General features: G+C 64.5%; 15 protein-coding genes and 1 riboswitch. Of the genes, 5 read left to right on the top strand and 10 right to left on the bottom strand.

Features of this window, described 5'->3' with window-relative positions:
• The first annotated feature begins 250 nt into the window (after positions 1 to 250).
• Positions 251 to 473, top strand: a riboswitch (cobalamin riboswitch).
• A 96-nt stretch (positions 474 to 569) separates the two neighbouring features.
• Together IB238_RS18740 and metH are read left to right on the top strand one after the other, a co-directional pair.
• Entirely contained in the window at positions 570 to 785 is a 216-nt protein-coding gene (locus IB238_RS18740; RefSeq protein ID WP_192250428.1) for a hypothetical protein, read from the top strand.
• Positions 786 to 867: 82 nt separating this feature from the next.
• Complete coding sequence (metH, locus tag IB238_RS18735) at positions 868 to 4,656, top strand: methionine synthase (protein ID WP_192250424.1); 3,789 nt, start codon at positions 868 to 870, stop codon at positions 4,654 to 4,656.
• Between the two features lie 20 nt (positions 4,657 to 4,676).
• Here metH and IB238_RS18730 read toward each other — a convergent pair whose 3' ends face one another.
• A complete protein-coding gene (locus IB238_RS18730) occupies positions 4,677 to 5,702 on the bottom strand; it encodes a putative sulfate exporter family transporter (RefSeq protein WP_192250421.1) in 1,026 nt (341 codons plus the stop codon).
• A 71-nt stretch (positions 5,703 to 5,773) separates the two neighbouring features.
• On the opposite strand from IB238_RS18730, the gene IB238_RS18725 reads away from it, so the two are divergent.
• Positions 5,774 to 6,661 carry a LysR substrate-binding domain-containing protein gene (locus tag IB238_RS18725; RefSeq protein ID WP_348648270.1) on the top strand — a complete coding sequence of 296 codons (888 nt, stop codon included), beginning with the start codon at positions 5,774 to 5,776 and terminating at the stop codon, positions 6,659 to 6,661.
• Between the two features lie 14 nt (positions 6,662 to 6,675).
• On the opposite strand, the gene cobM is transcribed toward IB238_RS18725, so the two are convergent.
• Both cobM and cbiE read right to left on the bottom strand, forming a co-directional pair.
• Positions 6,676 to 7,437 carry a precorrin-4 C(11)-methyltransferase gene (cobM, locus tag IB238_RS18720; protein WP_192250418.1) on the bottom strand — a complete coding sequence of 254 codons (762 nt, stop codon included), beginning with the start codon at positions 7,435 to 7,437 and terminating at the stop codon, positions 6,676 to 6,678.
• Positions 7,434 to 8,711: a precorrin-6y C5,15-methyltransferase (decarboxylating) subunit CbiE gene (cbiE, locus tag IB238_RS18715; RefSeq protein ID WP_192250415.1), complete on the bottom strand. Its 1,278-nt coding sequence runs from the start codon at positions 8,709 to 8,711 to the stop codon at positions 7,434 to 7,436. The genes cobM and cbiE overlap by 4 nt, the downstream gene beginning before the upstream one ends.
• Here cbiE and IB238_RS18710 point away from each other — a divergent pair.
• Positions 8,695 to 9,465 carry a cobalt-precorrin-6A reductase gene (locus tag IB238_RS18710; protein ID WP_192250412.1) on the top strand — a complete coding sequence of 257 codons (771 nt, stop codon included), beginning with the start codon at positions 8,695 to 8,697 and terminating at the stop codon, positions 9,463 to 9,465. The genes cbiE and IB238_RS18710 overlap by 17 nt on opposite strands.
• Here IB238_RS18710 and IB238_RS18705 read toward each other — a convergent pair.
• The 6 genes from IB238_RS18705 to IB238_RS18680 form a co-directional block, all read right to left on the bottom strand.
• A complete protein-coding gene (locus IB238_RS18705; protein ID WP_192250406.1) occupies positions 9,429 to 10,193 on the bottom strand; it encodes a precorrin-3B C(17)-methyltransferase in 765 nt (254 codons plus the stop codon). The genes IB238_RS18710 and IB238_RS18705 overlap by 37 nt on opposite strands.
• Positions 10,190 to 10,927 carry a precorrin-2 C(20)-methyltransferase gene (locus tag IB238_RS18700; RefSeq protein WP_192250403.1) on the bottom strand — a complete coding sequence of 246 codons (738 nt, stop codon included), beginning with the start codon at positions 10,925 to 10,927 and terminating at the stop codon, positions 10,190 to 10,192. The genes IB238_RS18705 and IB238_RS18700 overlap by 4 nt, the downstream gene beginning before the upstream one ends.
• The gene (locus IB238_RS18695; RefSeq protein WP_192250400.1) at positions 10,924 to 11,556 is read right to left on the bottom strand and encodes a precorrin-8X methylmutase; all 633 of its coding nucleotides are present in this window, start codon (positions 11,554 to 11,556) and stop codon (positions 10,924 to 10,926) included. The genes IB238_RS18700 and IB238_RS18695 overlap by 4 nt, the downstream gene beginning before the upstream one ends.
• Positions 11,553 to 12,947: a precorrin-3B synthase gene (gene cobG, locus IB238_RS18690; RefSeq protein WP_192250396.1), complete on the bottom strand. Its 1,395-nt coding sequence runs from the start codon at positions 12,945 to 12,947 to the stop codon at positions 11,553 to 11,555. Before cobG ends, IB238_RS18695 begins: the two co-directional genes overlap by 4 nt.
• Entirely contained in the window at positions 12,947 to 13,729 is a 783-nt protein-coding gene (gene cobF / locus IB238_RS18685) for a precorrin-6A synthase (deacetylating) (RefSeq protein WP_348648269.1), read from the bottom strand. The genes cobG and cobF overlap by 1 nt, the downstream gene beginning before the upstream one ends.
• Before the next feature lie 145 nt (positions 13,730 to 13,874).
• Positions 13,875 to 14,699 carry a helix-turn-helix transcriptional regulator gene (locus IB238_RS18680; protein WP_192250393.1) on the bottom strand — a complete coding sequence of 275 codons (825 nt, stop codon included), beginning with the start codon at positions 14,697 to 14,699 and terminating at the stop codon, positions 13,875 to 13,877.
• Positions 14,700 to 14,811: 112 nt separating this feature from the next.
• Here IB238_RS18680 and IB238_RS18675 point away from each other — a divergent pair, with 112 nt between their 5' ends.
• Entirely contained in the window at positions 14,812 to 16,008 is a 1,197-nt protein-coding gene (locus IB238_RS18675; RefSeq protein ID WP_192250390.1) for an MFS transporter, read from the top strand.
• Positions 16,009 to 16,317: 309 nt separating this feature from the next.
• Here IB238_RS18675 and IB238_RS18670 read toward each other — a convergent pair whose 3' ends face one another.
• Positions 16,318 to 17,601, bottom strand: coding sequence for an FAD-binding oxidoreductase (locus IB238_RS18670; RefSeq protein WP_192250387.1), 1,284 nt, complete (start codon positions 17,599 to 17,601; stop codon positions 16,318 to 16,320).
• Positions 17,602 to 17,687: the final 86 nt, after the last annotated feature.

Genomic DNA, 17,687 nt, shown 5'->3' with positions numbered 1-17,687 from the left:
CGCAAACGTGCATCGCGGCCGCGCTGTGCATGAAAACAGCATTTTCTAGCCGCAAAGACAGGTTGTTGCAACAAGACTGGAACGCAAGGGCAACACCCTCCGAGAATTGATGGCCGTGGATATCCAGCCTACCGCCTAATCGATCGGCGCTGAACGGGACCTGAACGCAACCAGTGAATGTCGGTTTCACGGCGCTTCGTTTTTCCTGTCGAGACTGAAATCGATGCGTTGACACAATCGCCCGGAACTGGCCATTTGCCCCCATCAGGGTTCTTTCGAATCGTCTTCGATCCGGAAGCTAAGAGGGAAGCCGGTGCGAATGTCCCGCAAGGACGTCAAGACCGGCGCTGCCCCCGCAACTGTAAGCGGCGAGCTGCTGTCGCCCACGCCACTGGCACAAAATCGTGCCGGGAAGGCAAGACAGCCGCACCGACCCGCAAGCCAGGAGACCTGCCCTGATGAACTTGTAACGTCCATGGGCGGGGTGTCCCACGGGTGCGCTTGCTCCGCAAAAGGCGGAACTCCAGCTTGCGTGCGTCCGGTCATCCCCCAATTGCATTGGGGAAGTCATGCTAGCCACCATCGAATCCAACCCTTCCGAATCCGGGCGACCGGAATCGGTGTTCGTCTCCTGGCTGCTTTGGCAGCCACGCGAGGCTGACCTTCCGATCGAAGCCTTGAAAGAGCTCAGCAAGCTCGCACGCTACGCGGATCGCGATCCCGATATCGTGCGCCTGCGTTCCCTCTTCGCCACGCTGGCGGGGCAGACCGGGAGGCCACACTAGAATTACTACATAAAGACATATTGACATAAAGATATCCTTATGTGATCTCCGATGCAGACATTCTGCATCGGAGGGCTTTGCCATGGCATCGGCCAACCTCGACGACCTCTTTGGTCCCGAACTTCAACCCCGCACTGGCAAAGACATAGCCGAGGCGCTTCATGCTGCAGCGAGGGAACGCATTCTCGTTCTCGACGGCGCCATGGGCACGGAAATCCAGACGCTCGGCCTGGTCGAGACGGATTTCCGCGGCAGCCGATTCGGCGATTGTGCCTGCCACCAGCAGGGCAACAACGACCTTCTGACGCTTACGCAGCCGGCCGCGATCGAGGACATTCATTATCGTTATGCGATGGCGGGCGCCGACATCCTCGAGACCAACACGTTTTCTTCCACCACGATCGCCCAGGCCGATTACGGCATGGAGGACATGGTTTATGAGCTGAATCGCGACGGCGCCCGGCTGGCGCGCCGCGCCGGCTTGCGGGCACAGGAGAAGGATGGCAGGCGCCGCTTCGTCGCCGGCGCGCTCGGTCCGACAAACCGCACCGCCTCGATCTCGCCGGATGTCAACAATCCGGGCTATCGCGCCGTCACCTTCGACGATCTTCGCATCGCCTATGCCGAGCAGCTGCGCGGCCTCATCGACGGCGGCGCCGACATCATCCTGATCGAGACGATCTTCGACACGCTGAACGCCAAGGCCGCGATCTTCGCTACCAAGGAGATATTCGCCGAGAAAGGCATCGTGCTGCCGATCATGATCTCCGGCACGATCACCGACCTGTCCGGCCGCACCCTCTCCGGTCAGACCCCGGAAGCCTTTTGGAACTCGGTGCGCCATGCCGAGCCCTTCTCCATCGGCCTCAACTGTGCACTCGGCGCCAATGCGATGCGCGCCCACCTCGACGAAATTTCTTCCGTCGCCGGCACCTTTGTCTGCGCCTATCCAAACGCCGGCCTGCCGAACGCGTTTGGCAAGTATGACGAGACGCCGGAGCAGATGGCCGAGCAGATCGAAGGCTTCATGCGCGACGGCCTCGTCAACATCGTCGGCGGCTGCTGCGGCTCAACGCCGGCCCACATCAAGGCGATAGCCGGCGCGGCCGCCCGCCACAAACCGCGGGCGATCCCGGACATTCCCCGCCACATGCGGCTTTCCGGGCTCGAACCTTTCACGCTGACGAAGGACATCCCCTTCGTCAACGTCGGCGAGCGCACCAACGTCACCGGCTCGGCCAAGTTCCGCAAGCTGATCACATCAGGCGACTATGCAGCGGCGCTCGACATCGCCCGTGATCAGGTGGCGAATGGCGCCCAGGTCATCGACATCAACATGGACGAGGGCCTGATCGATTCCGCCAAGGCGATGACGGAGTACCTGAACCTCATTGCCGCCGAGCCGGACATCGCCCGCGTGCCGATCATGATCGACTCATCCAAATGGGAAGTGATCGAGGCCGGCCTGAAATGCGTCCAGGGCAAGCCTCTGGTCAATTCGATCTCGCTGAAGGAAGGCGAGGAAGCCTTCCTGCATCACGCCCGCCTCGTGCGCGGCTATGGCGCCGCCGTCGTCGTGATGGCCTTCGACGAGAAGGGCCAGGCCGATACGAAGCAGCGCAAGGTCGAAATCTGCGCCCGCGCCTACAAGATCCTGACGGAACAGGCCGGCTTCCCGCCCGAGGACATCATCTTCGACCCGAACATCTTCGCGGTCGCGACCGGCATCGAGGAACACGACAACTACGGCGTAGACTTCATCGAGGCGACGCGCCAGATCGTGACGACCCTGCCGCATGTGCATGTCTCCGGCGGCGTCTCCAATCTCTCTTTCTCCTTCCGCGGCAACGAACCTGTCCGCGAGGCGATGCACGCCGTGTTCCTCTACCACGCGATCCACGCGGGCATGGACATGGGCATCGTCAATGCCGGCCAGCTCGCCGTCTACGACACGATCGAACCGGACCTGCGCGAAGCCTGCGAGGACGTGGTGCTGAACCGCGTTCCGAAGGCCGGCGGGACGGCGACGGAACAGCTTCTGGAGATCGCCGAGCGCTTCAAGGGCGCGGCTGGCAAGGAAGCGAAGGAGAAGGACCTCGCCTGGCGCGAATGGCCTGTCGAAAAGCGGATGGAGCATGCGCTCGTCAACGGCATCACCGAGTTCATCGAAGCCGACACGGAAGAGGCGCGCCTTTCCGCCGAGCGGCCGCTGCACGTGATCGAGGGCCCGCTGATGGCCGGCATGAACGTCGTCGGCGATCTCTTCGGCGCGGGAAAAATGTTCCTACCGCAGGTGGTCAAGTCGGCGCGCGTGATGAAGCAGGCGGTCGCCGTTCTGCTCCCCTACATGGAAGCGGAGAAGCTCGCAAATGGCGGCGCGAGCCGCGAAAGCGCCGGCAAGATCCTGATGGCGACGGTGAAGGGCGACGTGCACGACATCGGCAAGAACATCGTCGGCGTCGTGCTCGCCTGCAACAACTACGAGATCATCGACCTCGGCGTCATGGTGCCATCTGCGAAGATCCTCGAAACCGCACGCGCCGAAAACGTCGACATCATCGGCCTGTCCGGCCTGATCACGCCCTCGCTGGACGAAATGGCGCATGTGGCAAGCGAAATGGAGCGCGAGGGCTTCGACATTCCGCTCCTGATCGGTGGCGCCACCACAAGCCGCGTGCACACGGCAGTCAAGATCGATCCTCGCTACGACCGCGGCCAGACCGTCTACGTCACCGACGCCAGCCGCGCAGTCGGGGTCGTCTCCAGCCTTCTTTCACCCGAGCACAAGGCTGGATACGTAGAGACACTTCAGGCTGAATACCGCAAGGTCGCCGACGCCCACATGCGGGCCGAAGCCGAAAAGCAGCGCCTGCCGCTGGCACGGGCCCGCGACAACGCCTTCAAGCCCGACTGGCCCGCCTACCGGCCGAAGACGCCGTCCTTCCTTGGTACCCGCGTGTGGCAGGACTGGGATCTGGCCGAACTCGCCCGCTACATCGACTGGACGCCGTTCTTCCAGACCTGGGAACTGAAGGGTGTCTATCCGAGGATCCTCGAAGACGAGAAGCAGGGCGAGGCCGCCCGCCAGCTGTTTGCAGATGCGCAGGCGATGCTGGAAAAGATCATCACTGAGAAATGGTTCACGCCGAAGGCCGTCGTCGGCTTCTGGCCGGCCAATGCGGTCGGCGACGACATCCGCCTGTTCACCGATGAAACGAGATCTGCGGAACTTGCGACCTTCTTCACCCTGCGCCAGCAGCTATCCAAGCGCGACGGGCGCCCGAACCTGGCGCTGTCCGATTTCGTCTCGCCGGTGGATAGCGGCAAACAGGACTATCTCGGCGGCTTCGTGGTTACGGCCGGCATCGGCGAAATCGCCATCGCCGAACGCTTCGAACGCGCCAACGACGATTACTCTTCGATCCTGGTGAAGGCGCTGGCCGACCGCTTCGCCGAGGCTTTTGCCGAGCGGATGCATGAATATATCCGCAAGGAACTCTGGGCCTATGCGCCGGAGGAAACTTTCACGCCGCAGGACCTGATCGGCGAACCCTATGCCGGCATCCGTCCTGCTCCGGGCTACCCCGCCCAGCCGGACCATACGGAGAAGGTGACGCTGTTCCGGCTGCTCGATGCGGAAAACGAGATCGGTGTCAGTCTGACCGAGAGCATGGCGATGTGGCCGGGCTCCTCCGTCTCCGGCCTCTACATCGCCTCGCCCGAGAGCTACTACTTCGGCGTCGCCAAGGTCGAGCGCGACCAGGTGCAGGACTATGCCGCCCGCAAGGGCATGGCCGTATCCGATGTCGAACGTTGGCTGGGACCGGTGTTGAACTATGTGCCAGGACCGGTCGCCGAAGCCGCCGAGTAGGTTCCGTCATGTACTTCCCGTCAAGGCGCGGTGACCTGCAGCAGCAGGATCATCGCGTAGCTTGCGGCAAGCAGCACTATTAGCGACAGGATGACGGTGGCGCTGACCCGCATGCCCGCCTGCATGACCTTGCGGATATCCACACCAAGCCCAAGGGCAGCCATGGCGACCACCGTCAGCCCGCCCGACGCCACATTCATGGCCATCGCCACCGGTTCGCCGATCAGGCCCGCAGACCGTGCGGCAAGCATCAGCAAGAAGCCGACGATGAACCACGGCACGAGCCTGTAAAGCGGCGGGCGGCAACCGGCCGCTCCTGCTCGGCTGGCAGCGATCAGCGAAAGCGTCACTACGACGGGGCCAAGCATCAACACCCGCACAAGCTTGACCAGCATGCCCACCTGCGCGCTTACGGCCGACACCGGCACCGTGGCGGCAAAGACCTGCGGCACGGCATAGACAGTCATGCCTGCCAGAATGCCGTAGTTGGTGCTCGAAAGGTCGAGGACCGGCACGAGCAGCGGCAGGAGCAGAACCGTAAGCACGCCGAGAACCGCCGTGAACGCGACCGACGACGCCACATCGTCGGACTGGGCATGGATGACCGGCGCAGCCGCGGCGATCGCCGAATTGCCGCAGATCGAGTTGCCGCAGGCGACCAGCACGGCCATCCGCTTCGGCAGACCGAGCAGGCGCCCGATGCCGTAGCTTGCAGCAAGGACGCAGAAGACGACGAACGCGATTGCGCCGAGCATGGCCGGTCCGATTGATGCCAGCGCGGCCGCACTGACACCTGCACCAAGCAGGACGATGGCGATCTCAAGGAAATATTTGGCGCTGAATTCGATACCGGGGTCGAAGGAAGCAGGGCGCGGAAGAAGCAGTCGGATAGCCGCGCCGAGAAGAATCGCCAGCACCAGCGCCTCGAGCCAGGCTTCACCGACGAGGAACCGCTCGGCGAAGTCGCCAAGGAGCGCGAGGCCGGCAACGGCCAGCGATAAAAGGATACCGGGGGCATGGGTGCGGAATGGAATGACTTTGCTCATGCACCTTTAATGATAGAAATTTATTGTGCAATCCATCGACAAATAAGGTACGTTTCATTCGATTTCATTGAATGATCGCCATGACCCTGGAACAGCTTCGAATCTTCATCGCCGTCGCCGAACGCGAGCATCTCACCCAGGCGGCGCTCGCTCTGCACCTCACCCCTTCCGCCGTCAGCTCCGCCGTCCGAACGCTCGAGGACCGGTACTCGGTGGCCCTGTTCCATCGAACCGGGCGTCGGATCGAGCTGACGGAAACGGGCCGGGCTTTCCTGACCGAAGCAAAGGCAACCGTGACGCGGGCGAAGGAGGCGGAACTGTTCCTTGCCGAGGTCGGTGATCTCAGGCGAGGCTCACTGAGCCTGCATGCCAGCCAGACCATCGCCAGCTACTGGCTGCCGCCGGTGCTGATGCAGTTGCATTCGAAGCACCCGGGCCTGGAACTGCGCGTGACGGCCGCCAACACCGAGCTCGTCGCCGCGGCCGTAATCGATGGAGCGGCGGAAATCGGCCTCGTGGAAGGTGCGATTGATAGCGTCCTGCTGTCCCAACAGGTGGTTGCCCGCGATCGCCTCGTCATCGTTGCACGGCCCGACCATCCGCTGGCACAGCGGCACGACATCGAACGGGATGATCTGCTGGCGGCGCGATGGGTCCTGCGTGAGGCGGGATCAGGCACCCGCTCCGTCCTCACCTCCGCGCTCGACGCCAAACCGGGCGAGCTCACGGTGGAACTGGCGCTACCGTCTAATGAGGCGGTGCGCGCCGCGGTGCGAACCGGGCCGTTTCTCGGCGCATTGTCCGAATTGATCGTGCAGCCGGACATCGACGCCGGCCGGCTGGTGAAGCTCGATTTCACCCTGCCGGAGCGCGAATTCCTGCTGCTGCGCCATCGCGAGCGCCATCGTTCCAAGGCGTCTCTCGCCTTCGAGGAAATGGCGAAGGTGCAGGCGCGCTGAGCTGCGTCAGCGTCTCATTCGCCCCGTCCGCGAAAACGCCGCTGGTAGGCGGGATCGTAGAGCGAGCTTTCGCGAAAATCCTCCGCCGCAAGCGTCTGTCCGACGAAGATCAGCGCCGTGCGCTCGATCGGCTCCTCGGCGATCTTGGCAGCAATGTCCGAGAGGGTACCGCGCACGACCCGCTCGTCCGGCCAGGACGCCTTGACGACGATCGCCACGGGGCAGTCGGCGCCATAGAGCGGCGTCAGTTCGGCCACCACTTGATCCAGTGCGTGGATCGCCAGATGGATCGCAAGCGTCGCGCCCGTGGCTCCGAAGCCCTGCAGCGTTTCCCGATTCGGCATCGGCGAGGCACGGCCAGAAACCCGGGTCAGCACGAGGCTCTGCGCCACGGCCGGGATCGTCAGCTCACGCTTGAGGGCTGCGGCAGCCGCGGCAAAAGACGGAACGCCGGGCGTCAGCGTATACGCAATGTCGTGCTTCTCCAGCCGGCGGATCTGCTCGGCGACCGCGCTCCACACCGACAGGTCACCGGAATGCAGCCGCGCCACGTCCTCGCCCGCCTCCGCCGCCCGCACATATTCCGCCTCGATCTCGTCGAGCGACATCGGCGCGGTATCGATGATGCGTGCACCAGGCGGGCAGTATTGCAGCAGCTCCGGCGAGACGATCGAGCCGGCATAGAGGCAGACGGGGCAGCGGCCGATCAGGTCGCGCCCGCGTACGGTGATCAGGTCGGCCGCACCAGGCCCGGCGCCGATAAAATGGACGGTCATGCTAGTTCCTCTAGTTCCTTAGCCGGCTTTATCCAGCTCCATTGGGTCACCGGCATGGCCGGACGCCAGCCCGTCATCCGGCCGACCGGTGCAGCACGGGCGATGTCTATTCTGATCAGCGAGCCGCCGAGACCCGCATGCGCCGCAATCAGCACCGCCTCCATCTCTGTCGTCACCGCATTGGCAACGAGGCGGCCACCGGGCTTCAGAGCGGCGATTGCAGCGTCGAACACGCCATCCTCGCTGCCGCCGCCGCCGATGAAGATGGCATCGGGCGCAGCGAGTCCCGCCAGCGCGCCCGGCGCATTGCCCCCGACCACCGCCAAAGTCGGCACGCCGAAGAGGGCCGTGTTGCGACGGATGCGCGCGGCCCGCTCCGGCACTGCCTCGATCGCGATCGCCCGCAGCGACGGATCGGCCAGCATCCATTCGATGCCGATCGAGCCGGAGCCAGCGCCGATATCCCAGAGCAGTTCGCCACGCCGTGGCGCGAGCGCGGAAAGCGTCAGCGCCCGCACCTCGCGCTTGGTGATCTGGCCGTCGTGCTCGAACAACGCGTCATCCAGCCCCGAGGCAAACGGCAAGACCCGCGTCGAATCGCCGGCGACGACCTCGACCGCACAGACATTGAGCATGTCGACACTTTCGAGCGCGAATCGATCCGCCCGGTGCGTGCTCACTCTTTCGCGGGCCCCGCCGAGCGCTTCCAGAACCGTCAGGGTCGACGCACCGAATCCGGCTTGTGCCAGCAATGCCGCAAGCGCGCCCGGACCGTCGCTGTCGGAGGTCAAGGCGAGGATGCGACTGCCGGGATGCAGATGCGGCCGGATCAGGTCGATCGGGCGGCCGTGCAGCGAGACGCAGGCCGTCTCCTGCAGCGCCCATCCCATCCTCGAGGCGGCAAGGCTGAAGGAGGAGGGCGCGGGGAACACCGTCATTTCCGTTCGCTGAATTTTCCGCGAGAGCGCCACGCCAACGCCGTAGAAAAAAGGATCGCCCGAGGCGAGCACCACCACCGGCTGGCCCCGCGCCGCAAGGACGGCTTCCACCGATCGTTCGAAGGGGCTGAGCCAGGCATGTCTTTCGCCGCGGATGGCTGGAGCGGCGAGTTCCAGATGCCGCAGGCCGCCGAAGACGATCTCTGCCTTGGCGATTGCCGCCTTGGCCGCCTCGCCGAGACCGGCTAAACCATCCTCGCCGATCCCGACGATAGTAAGCCAGGGCGGAGATGCAGTGGAATCAAGGGACGAATCAGGCGTGGACAAGAGACGCATCCTCATTCTGGGCGGCACGACGGAAGCGCGCGAACTGGCGCACCGGCTTGGCGCGCGTGACGATCTCGACGTGACCCTGTCGCTCGCCGGCCGGACGATCGATCCCGCACCCCAGCCGGTCCCAATCCGTACCGGCGGCTTCGGCGGCGCGGAAGGGCTGGCCGACTATCTTGCAACCAATCGAGTAGACCTGCTGATCGATGCGACGCATCCGTTCGCCCGGCAGATTTCCGCCAATGCCGAACGCGCGGCGGAGCATTCCGCAACACCGCTGATCCGGCTCGAACGGACCGGATGGCAACCCGTCGAAGGCGACCGCTGGACGCCCGTCGCCACAGTCAACGACGCCGTCGCAGCGCTTGGCGCGGAGCCACGTCGCGTCTTTCTCGCCATCGGCCGGCAGGAGGCCCATCACTTCAACGCCGCTCCGCAGCACCACTACCTCGTCCGCAGCGTCGACCCGGTCGACCCGCCCCTGACCGCGCCCTCGGTCGAGTATCTCCTCGCCCGCGGTCCCTTTTCCGTCGAAGGCGAAATCGCGGTGCTGCGCGGACACCAAATCGATGTGGTTGTTTCCAAGAACAGCGGCGGCGAAGCCACCTACGCCAAGATCGCCGCGGCCCGCGCCCTCGGCCTCCCCGTGCTCATGGTCGATCGCGCGCGAAATGGCCGCGTCAGCACGGCAGAGACGGTCGAGGAGGCGCTGCGGCTGATCGATCATGTCGCCTCCGGCGGCAGGAAGCGTGGCGTATAGACGAGATCAGCCTTGCCCTCGCGCGCAATGACGCGCGTCTGCGGCGAACCGATGATGACGCAGGTCGCCATGTCGGCGCGTTCCGCGTCTGCCCCGCCGAGCGGCATGACCAGCATGCGCTCGTCCGGCCTTCCGGCGGCCCGGCCGAAGATGACAGGCGTTTCCGCCGGCAGCACGTCGCGCAGGATCTCGAACGCCTTGCCGAGCTGCCACGGCCGCGCCTTGCTGATCGGATTGTAGAGAGCGATCACCAGCCCCGCCTCGGCCACCAGCCGCAGCCGCCTCTCGATCACCGCCCAGGGTTTTAGATTGTCGGACAGCGAAATCGCGCAGAAATCATGACCGAGCGGCGCACCAATGCGGGCTGCGACCGCAAGCATGGCTGTGACACCTGGGACGACCACAAGATCGATGTTTCGCCATTCCGCCGGCCCCGCATCGATCGCCTCGCAGACCGCCGCGGCCATGGCGAAGACACCCGGATCACCACCAGAGACGACGCAGACGTTGATGCCTGCTGCGGCGCGCGAAAGCGCTGCCTGCGCCCGGTTCAGCTCTTCGCGATTGTCGGAGGCGACCTTGATCTGGTCCGGCCTCAGCGACAGGCGGTCGATGTAAGGAAAATAGCCGAAGAACTCGGTCGAGGCTTCCACGGCCTTCAGCGCTTCCGGCGTCATCTGGTCCGGATTGCCCGGCCCTGTCCCGATTACGTAAAGCGTACCGCTCATGGCCTGCCGCTCCAGCCGGGAACGAGCACGAGCGAGAAATAGGGTGCCGTATCATCGAGCTTTTCGGAGAGACGGATCGATTTGCTTTCGGCCATCGTGCCGCGCTCGACATAGATCGCCTCGGCAAGCCGCCCGGCGGACGACAGGGCCCGGCGGATCTTCGGCAGGTTGCGACCGACCTTCATGATGACCGCCGCCTGGGTGTCCCCCAGCCGGCGCGACAGTTCCTCTTCTACCATCGTGCCCGGCAGCACGGAAAGCACGTCGTCGCCCTGCACGATCGGCAGGCCGGAAAGCGACCAGCAGCCGGACATGGCGGTGATGCCGGGGATCACTTCGGTCGGGAACCGGTCCGCAAGCCGTACATGCAGGTGCATGTAGGAGCCGTAGAACATCGGATCGCCTTCGGAGAGGATAGCAACCGTGCGACCGGCGGCCAGATGCGCCGCAACCGCAGCGGCCGAGGCGTCGTAGAAGGCGGTGATCTGGCGCTTGTAGTCGTCGTGTTCCTTGTCGATCTCCGTCGTCACCGGATAGTAGAGCGGCAATTCAACCATGTCCGGCTTCAAAAGCCCCTCGACGATCTTCCGACCGTTGCCGGAGCGGCCGGCCTTGGCGAAGAAGGCGAGCACATCAGCTTCACCAAGCGCGCGCACCGCTTTGAGCGTCAGCAGTTCCGGATCGCCCGGGCCGGTTCCCACGCCGTAAAGACGTCCCATCTGCGCCGCGCTCACAGGCCCGCCCTCGCCAGCGAATTCAGGGCCGCAGCCGTCATGGCGCTGCCGCCCAGGCGGCCGCGAACGATGGCGAAGGGCACGCTATAGGAATTTTCCGCCAGCGCCTCCTTCGATTCCGCCGCCCCGACAAAACCAACCGGCATGCCGAGGATCGCCGCCGGCTTCGGCGCGCCGTCGCGCAGAAGTTCGAGCAGATAGAACAGCGCCGTCGGGGCGTTGCCGATCGCGACGATCGAACCGGCCATCCGCTCGAGCCAGAGCCGGATCGCCGCCGCCGAGCGCGAATTGCCGATCTCGGTCGCAAGTTCAGGCGTACGCGGATCGCGCAGCGTGCAAATCACCTCGTTGGAAGCGGGCAGCCGGGCCGCCGTCACCCCGCGCGCCACCATCTCGGCGTCGCAGAAGATCGGCGCACCGGCCCTAAGCGCCACACGGCCAGCGGCGACGAAATCGGGCGAAAAGACGATCTTGTCCGCCGCCTCCACCAGACCGCAGGCGTGGATCATCCGCACGGCAACATCCGCCTCGTCCTCGGAAAACTGGCTCAGATCGGCCTCCGCGCGGATGATGGCAAAGGATTTTTCGTAGATGGCATTGCCATCCTTTATGTAGTCGTAGTCTGTCATTGCGATCCCTGCTGGTATGCCTTGGCGACCGCGGATGCACCGATCCGCTCGAACGTTTGCCGCGCCGCCTCTCCGTGTTGTCTTTCCTGTTGAATAATTGCGGCGACACGCGAAAAGGCCGCGCCGAGAGCATTGTCCGTCACCGTTGCCACCGTTTCATCGCCGGCCCGGGCATCGATCGTCAGCGCGACGCCGCCCGCCTGGCCAACCAGCGTCAATGCGGCGGCTTGCGGATGCGCACATCCCTTGGCGCAGCCGGAAATGTGGACCGTCAGCGATCCGTCCAGCAGATCGGGCGCTTGCGCCACCAGCAGGTCGGCCGCTGCCTTGGTATCGAAATGTCCCGCTGCGCAGCCGCTCGCACCCGCACAGACGGCAATCGCGTTTCCGGGCTCGTCGGCACGCGTCCAGAAACCCTCGCGCCCGGCGAGCGCCACAGCCGGCTCCATCATCCCCACCGCAAGTCCGAGCACGAGCAGCGACCTATGTGGTGAGAGCCGCACTTCCCTAGCACCCAGTGCTTCCAGGCCCTGCATCAGAGTTCCGAGATGCACCGCACTCGTCTGACCGTAGGCAAGACCGATACCGAGGGCGACGCCCTCACCGAGCGCGTGGCGCCCGATGGGCGACAATGGAGGGGGCGGGGTCGATATGTCCAAGATCGTGCCTGAACATGTCGGCAACCGGAGTTGCTGCCGCAGAATGTTCGCATCGAGATCGCGACCACGGGCACTGGAACCAAGGTCATGCAGGGCTTCTATCACGGTCAAGACGGCGCCAATGGCATCGCCATTCGCGAGGACCGCCACTTCGCGCGCCGAGCGTGCGTCGCCGCCAACCGAGACACGCCAGAACAATCCATCCGTTGCGCGGCCCGCATCGAGGCGGATATCGGCGACTATGTCCGAAAGGTCGAGCCTTCCACCACCATTTACGACGATCGATAGTTTTGGGGCGAGAAGAAGCGGCGGCAGGTGCCCGGCGATGGCCGCACGAATGGCAGCAGCGAACGGCTCGGCGTCTACGATCTCATTCGGATCGATACCGGACAACGGCGGCGTCTCCACCGCGACGCCCCGCAGCAAATCGATCCCTGCCTCGGCAAGTCCTGCAGCGAGCTTCGACACCGTCTCCTCGCGCAGGCCACGGATCTGCAGGTTTCCCCGCGCCGTCACTTCGATCAGGCCGTTTCCGTGCTCTGCTGCCAGCCGGGCGATAGCCATATAGTCCGAAGGAGACAGGCCTATGCGCGTCGGGCGCAGGCGTACCAGCAATCCGTCGCCGGTGCGCATGGGGGCGGCGATCGAGGGGCAGGCCCCACGCCGGAGGGAGGCAGCCGCCGGGGTGGGAGCTCCGCGGCCGATACCGGACGCAGCATAAACGGTCGCCATTAGGTCTCGCCCTCCGTCTCCGGCCCGCGTGAGCGGCGAATCAGGTAGGTATCCATGATCCAGCCATTTGCTTCCCGCGCGCGGCTTCGTGTTTCGGCGATCGTTTCCGAAATATCCCCGAGGCGACCGGAAAGCGTGATTTCCAGCTCCGTGCCGAGATAGGCGCCCCAATAGATCTGGGCGTCACGATCGGTTACCGACCGAAAGGCCTCGACGCCGTCGAGCATGACGACCACGTCGTCCGTTCCCTCCGGCCAGCCTTGCGAGAGACGCCGGCCGGTGGTGATTTCCACCGGCAAGCCTATCCTGTTCAAGGTGATTTTCTGGCTGGCGCAGAGCGCCTGGATGCTGGTGATACCGGGAATGACCTCAAGCTCGAAGGCGATGCGGCCGTTGGCGCGCACATGCTCGACGATGCGCAGCGTGCTGTCGTAGAGCATCGGATCGCCCCAGACGAGCAGGCCGATCGTATCCCTTTCAGCGGAGACTTCGAGGATCAGGTCTTCATAGATTTTTGCGATGGCATGGTGCCAGTCGTGTACGCCGTCGTCATAGCTGCCGTCGGCGCGGCGCGTCGGCACGGCATAGTCATGGATCCGCGTGTCCGGATTGGTGAGGTAGCGCTCGCAGATGTCGCGGCGCATGTCGGCGAGAAAGGATTTCTCCTCGCCCTTGATCGGAATGAGCAGCACGTCGGCCCGGTTCAGGGCGTTGATCGCCTGAACTGTCATGTGCTCGGGATTGCCTGCGCCGATCCCGATGATCAAAATGGTTCTCGACACGTCCACTCCCCCGTGCGGCCAGCGCTCCCGGTTGCGTCCCGATAGGGGTCCCGCCCGTCCTTCCTATTCCCAAAGTGCGCCCAAGAACAGTGCCTGATTAGCGGCGTCGGCATGTCTTTTTGAGACGTGGCCTCAGGCGGCCGCCTCAGGTGGCTGTCTGGCGCGCCTTGAAATAGTGCCGCGGCGAGGAGCCGAGCATGCGCTTGAACATGGTGGTGAAGGCCGGAACGCTCTCGTATCCCACCTCCAGTGCCACCGTCGTCACCGCCTCGCCATTCGCCAGCCGCGGCAGGCAGGCAAAGATGCAGGCCAGTTGCCGCCAGGTGGAAAAACTGACCCCGGTCTCCTCGCGAAAGAACCGCGTGAACGAGCGGCGGCTCATGTTCAGCTGCCGCGCCCAGTCATCGATCTTGGCGCTGGGCACGGGCCGGTCGAGAAATCCCCGGCAGAGGCTGGCCAGCCGCCCGCTGGCCGGAAACGGTAGGCCCAGCGGCTGCTGCTCGAGCCGGCCGATTTCGTCAACGAGCAGCGCCATCACCAGTTCGGCGCGATGCGGATCGCCGTCTATCCCCTGCAGCCGGATCGCCTCCGCCAGGAGATGATGCGCGAGATCGGTGACCTCCAGCACTACGGGCACCTCCGACGCCGCGCAGCCGCTGGGCGCAAGGATGTAGATCGAGCGCATGCTGACATCGCTGTACATCTCCACCGAATGCTCCAGTCCGCGCGGGATCACCAGCGCGTGGCCGGGCGGGATCATCCACCGCCCGCGTGCGGTGGCGACCAGAACGACGCCGGCGAAGACGCAAAGCACCTGCGTGCGGCGGTGGCTGTGCAGTGGCACGACATAGCCGTGCGGGATCTCGTTGCTGTGCACGAGCACGTCCGCGTTCGACTGCTCCATCCAGGAGAGATTGCGAACATGCGCGTCGTTGAGGTTCGACAGCAATATGGGGGTCAGCTTGTCCATTTTGGCCCACTTGCGAAAGAACTGGACCTCAGCACAAAAGCAGGCAGAAGACAATCTGCGCTATGGGAGCTTGGCAGACATCAATTCTGCGCAGGTCAATTGAGGGTCCAGCATGTCGACGGCAGTCTCCGTCGCGCCGGCACATGCCGCGCGCACCAGTTTCTCCATCATCGTCGCGGTCAGCGTCTGCCACATGCTGAACGACATCATGCAGTCGTTGCTGACGTCGCTCTATCCGCTATTGAAAGACAACTACGCGCTCGACTTCGTCCAGATCGGCCTCTTGACCATGGCCTTCCAGGTGACCGCGTCGCTGCTCCAGCCGGTGGTCGGCATAGTGACGGACCGGTGGCCGATGCCATTCTCGCTGCCGCTCGGCATGACCAGCACCTTCTTCGGCCTGTTCTTCCTAGCCTATGCGCATTCGTTCCCGGTTCTTGTCCTCGGTGCCTGCCTGATCGGCTTCGGCTCGGCAGTGTTCCATCCGGAATCCTCCCGCATCGCGCGGGCCGCCTCCGGTGGCCGCCACGGTCTGGCTCAATCGCTGTTTCAGGTCGGCGGCAATGCGGGCACAGCGATCGGACCGTTGCTGGCCGCCTTCATCGTGCTGCCCTTCGGCCAGACCAGCGTCGCCTGGTTCTCGGCTGCGGCCCTGCTTGGCATGGTCATCCTGACCTGGGTCGGTCGCTGGTATGCCGCCGAGCGGCTGCGCATGGCCAGCCGCCCCGCCATCAGCCGGGATCTGCCATTGCCGCGCGGCCGCGTCGCATGGGCGTTTGCCGTCCTGGTCCTGCTGACGGCGACGAAGAACGTCTACCTATCGTCGATCGGCAGCTACTTCACCTTCTATACGATCAGCCGCTTCGGCCTGTCGGTGCAGGAAGCCCAGCTGATGCTGTTTTTATTCCTCGGTGCATCCGCAGCCGGCGTCTTCCTCGGCGGCCCGATCGGCGACCGCTTCGGCTCGCGCTTCGTCATCTGGTTTTCGATCCTCGGCGTCATCCCCTTCGCGCTGCTTTTGCCATACGCCAACCTGTTCTGGACGGGCGTGTTGAGCGTGATGATCGGGCTGATCTTTTCCTCTGCCTTCTCGGCCATCGTCGTCTTCGCCCAGGAGCTGGTACCGGGGCGCGTCGGGATGATCGCCGGTGTCTTCTTCGGCTTCGCCTTCGGCGCCGGTGGCCTCGGCGCAGCAGCACTCGGTGTCTTTGCCGATACCCACGGCATCGACTTCGTCTACCGCGTCTGCTCCTACCTGCCGCTGCTCGGCATCCTCACCGTTTTCCTGCCACGCCTGCGGACGCGCTGAGAGGGCGAAAGACCGGCGCATTGCATGGTGCGCGGGCTCAGGCGATCGAAAGACTGGTTCCCCCTGGCGGAGCATCCCCTCCTACCGTCACCCCGGACTTGATCCGGGGTCCAGCCCCGCGCCGCGTCTGCGGCGCGAAAGAGTCTTTTGCGCTCAAGGACTTGAGCGCGCTGGATGCCGGATCAAGTCCGGCATGATGGGCCAATTTACGCTGCTCGCAAAGATGAAAGGCGGAGCAGGGCTTTTTCAACAAGAGCCCGCGCTTTGCAGGCTGCGCGGGGTCTTACAATTTAAGCGACGAATTGTCCGTCAGATCCGCGCCTGAACCAGATGCGCAAGCTGGGCGCCGACCTCGTAGTAGCCCTCGCGAACCGGTCGGAACGACTGCGCCACCGGATCGGTCACCGGCAACGGCAGGTCCTTCTCTGAGATCTCGCCAGCGATGTGCCGCGCCAGAACCTTGCCGAACACCGTGCCCGGCGCGATACCGCGACCGTTGTAGCCGGAAAAGCCGATCACGTTGTCCGCCAGTCTGTGGAAGCGCGGCAGGTTGTCGGTGGTCATACCGATCTTGCCGTACCACTCGGCCTCGAAGCCAATGTCGCCGATTTCCGGGAACAGCTTCTTCAGAGCGCGCCGTGCCCAGGCCTTGTGGATCGCAGCGCCGGTTCCGCGCAATGCGCCCACACTGCCGAAGACGAGCCGGCCGCGCTGATCGTAACGATAGGAGGACAGGATTTCCGCCGTGTCCCACACACCTTCGCGCCCCGGCACGATCTTCTTCTGCAGTTCCGGAGAGAGTGGTTTGGTGGCGAAGTTGAAATAGGGAAGGTGGACGAGCTCGGCGCGGACTTCCGCCCACGGTGCGACCGTGTAGGCATTCGTGGCAACGATGACCCAATCGGCGGTCACGGCGCCCTTATCGGTTTTCACCGTCCAGCGCTTGCCGGAGCGTTCGGCACCGGTCACCGGGCTCGCCGTGTAAACCTTCGCGCCGGCCGCAATCGCCGCCTTCGCCAGCCCGCGCACATAGGCGAGCGGCTGGATCGTCCCGGCGCGCATGTCGAGGAGCGAACCGGCATAGGCATTCGTGCCGACGCGCCGCGCCGTCTCGGCGGCATCGAGCAACGTCACCGGTGCGCCGCGCCGTCCCCATTGTTCGGCGCGCTGCTGAAGCTCCTCGAGCCCAGATTTGCCGATCGCGCAATGCAGCGTACCGACAGGATTGATCTCGCATTCGATCGCGTGCTTCTGCACGAGTTCGAATACAAGCCGCGGCGCATTGCCGAGAAGTTCGAGCAGCCGGTCGCCGTAGAGCTGGCCGAGGACGCCCGGCAGTTCGTCCGGCATCGTCCACATGCCGGCATTGACGAGACCGACGTTGCGACCCGAGCCGCCGAAGCCGATTTCCTTGCCTTCGAGCAGTACCACCTTCGTTCCCCGTTCCGCGAGATGCAGCGCCGCGGACAGTCCGGTGAAGCCGCCGCCGACGATCACCACGTCCGCTTCAGCGGTGCCGGAAAGGGTCTGCGTCACGGGAGCGGATGGGGCGGTCATTTCCCACAGTCCGTGGGAACGGGGATCATTCTGCATTGGCGTCTTCTTCAATGGAAAGTGGGAGGGATTTCCGATGCCGCCACATTCCCCCATCGCGGACAAGGAGGAAAGTGCTGATTCGA

This window comes from Rhizobium sp. ARZ01, from assembly GCF_014851675.1.
In the GTDB taxonomy this organism is placed as follows: domain Bacteria; phylum Pseudomonadota; class Alphaproteobacteria; order Rhizobiales; family Rhizobiaceae; genus Mycoplana.
This window is presented reverse-complemented; position numbering and strand designations above follow the sequence as displayed.

Bases quoted from the DNA above. Each gene is read 5' to 3' on its own strand.
- IB238_RS18740 (WP_192250428.1), top strand. From the start codon at position 570: ATGCTAGCCACCATCGAATCCAACCCTTCCGAATCCGGGCGACCGGAA.
- metH (WP_192250424.1), top strand. From the start codon at position 868: ATGGCATCGGCCAACCTCGACGACCTCTTTGGTCCCGAACTTCAACCC.
- IB238_RS18730 (WP_192250421.1), bottom strand. From the start codon at position 5,702: ATGAGCAAAGTCATTCCATTCCGCACCCATGCCCCCGGTATCCTTTTA.
- IB238_RS18725 (WP_348648270.1), top strand. From the start codon at position 5,774: ATGATCGCCATGACCCTGGAACAGCTTCGAATCTTCATCGCCGTCGCC.
- cobM (WP_192250418.1), bottom strand. From the start codon at position 7,437: ATGACCGTCCATTTTATCGGCGCCGGGCCTGGTGCGGCCGACCTGATC.
- cbiE (WP_192250415.1), bottom strand. From the start codon at position 8,711: ATGCGTCTCTTGTCCACGCCTGATTCGTCCCTTGATTCCACTGCATCT.
- IB238_RS18705 (WP_192250406.1), bottom strand. From the start codon at position 10,193: ATGAGCGGTACGCTTTACGTAATCGGGACAGGGCCGGGCAATCCGGAC.
- IB238_RS18695 (WP_192250400.1), bottom strand. From the start codon at position 11,556: ATGACAGACTACGACTACATAAAGGATGGCAATGCCATCTACGAAAAA.
- cobG (WP_192250396.1), bottom strand. From the start codon at position 12,947: ATGGCGACCGTTTATGCTGCGTCCGGTATCGGCCGCGGAGCTCCCACC.
- IB238_RS18680 (WP_192250393.1), bottom strand. From the start codon at position 14,699: ATGGACAAGCTGACCCCCATATTGCTGTCGAACCTCAACGACGCGCAT.
- IB238_RS18675 (WP_192250390.1), top strand. From the start codon at position 14,812: ATGTCGACGGCAGTCTCCGTCGCGCCGGCACATGCCGCGCGCACCAGT.
- IB238_RS18670 (WP_192250387.1), bottom strand. From the start codon at position 17,601: ATGCAGAATGATCCCCGTTCCCACGGACTGTGGGAAATGACCGCCCCA.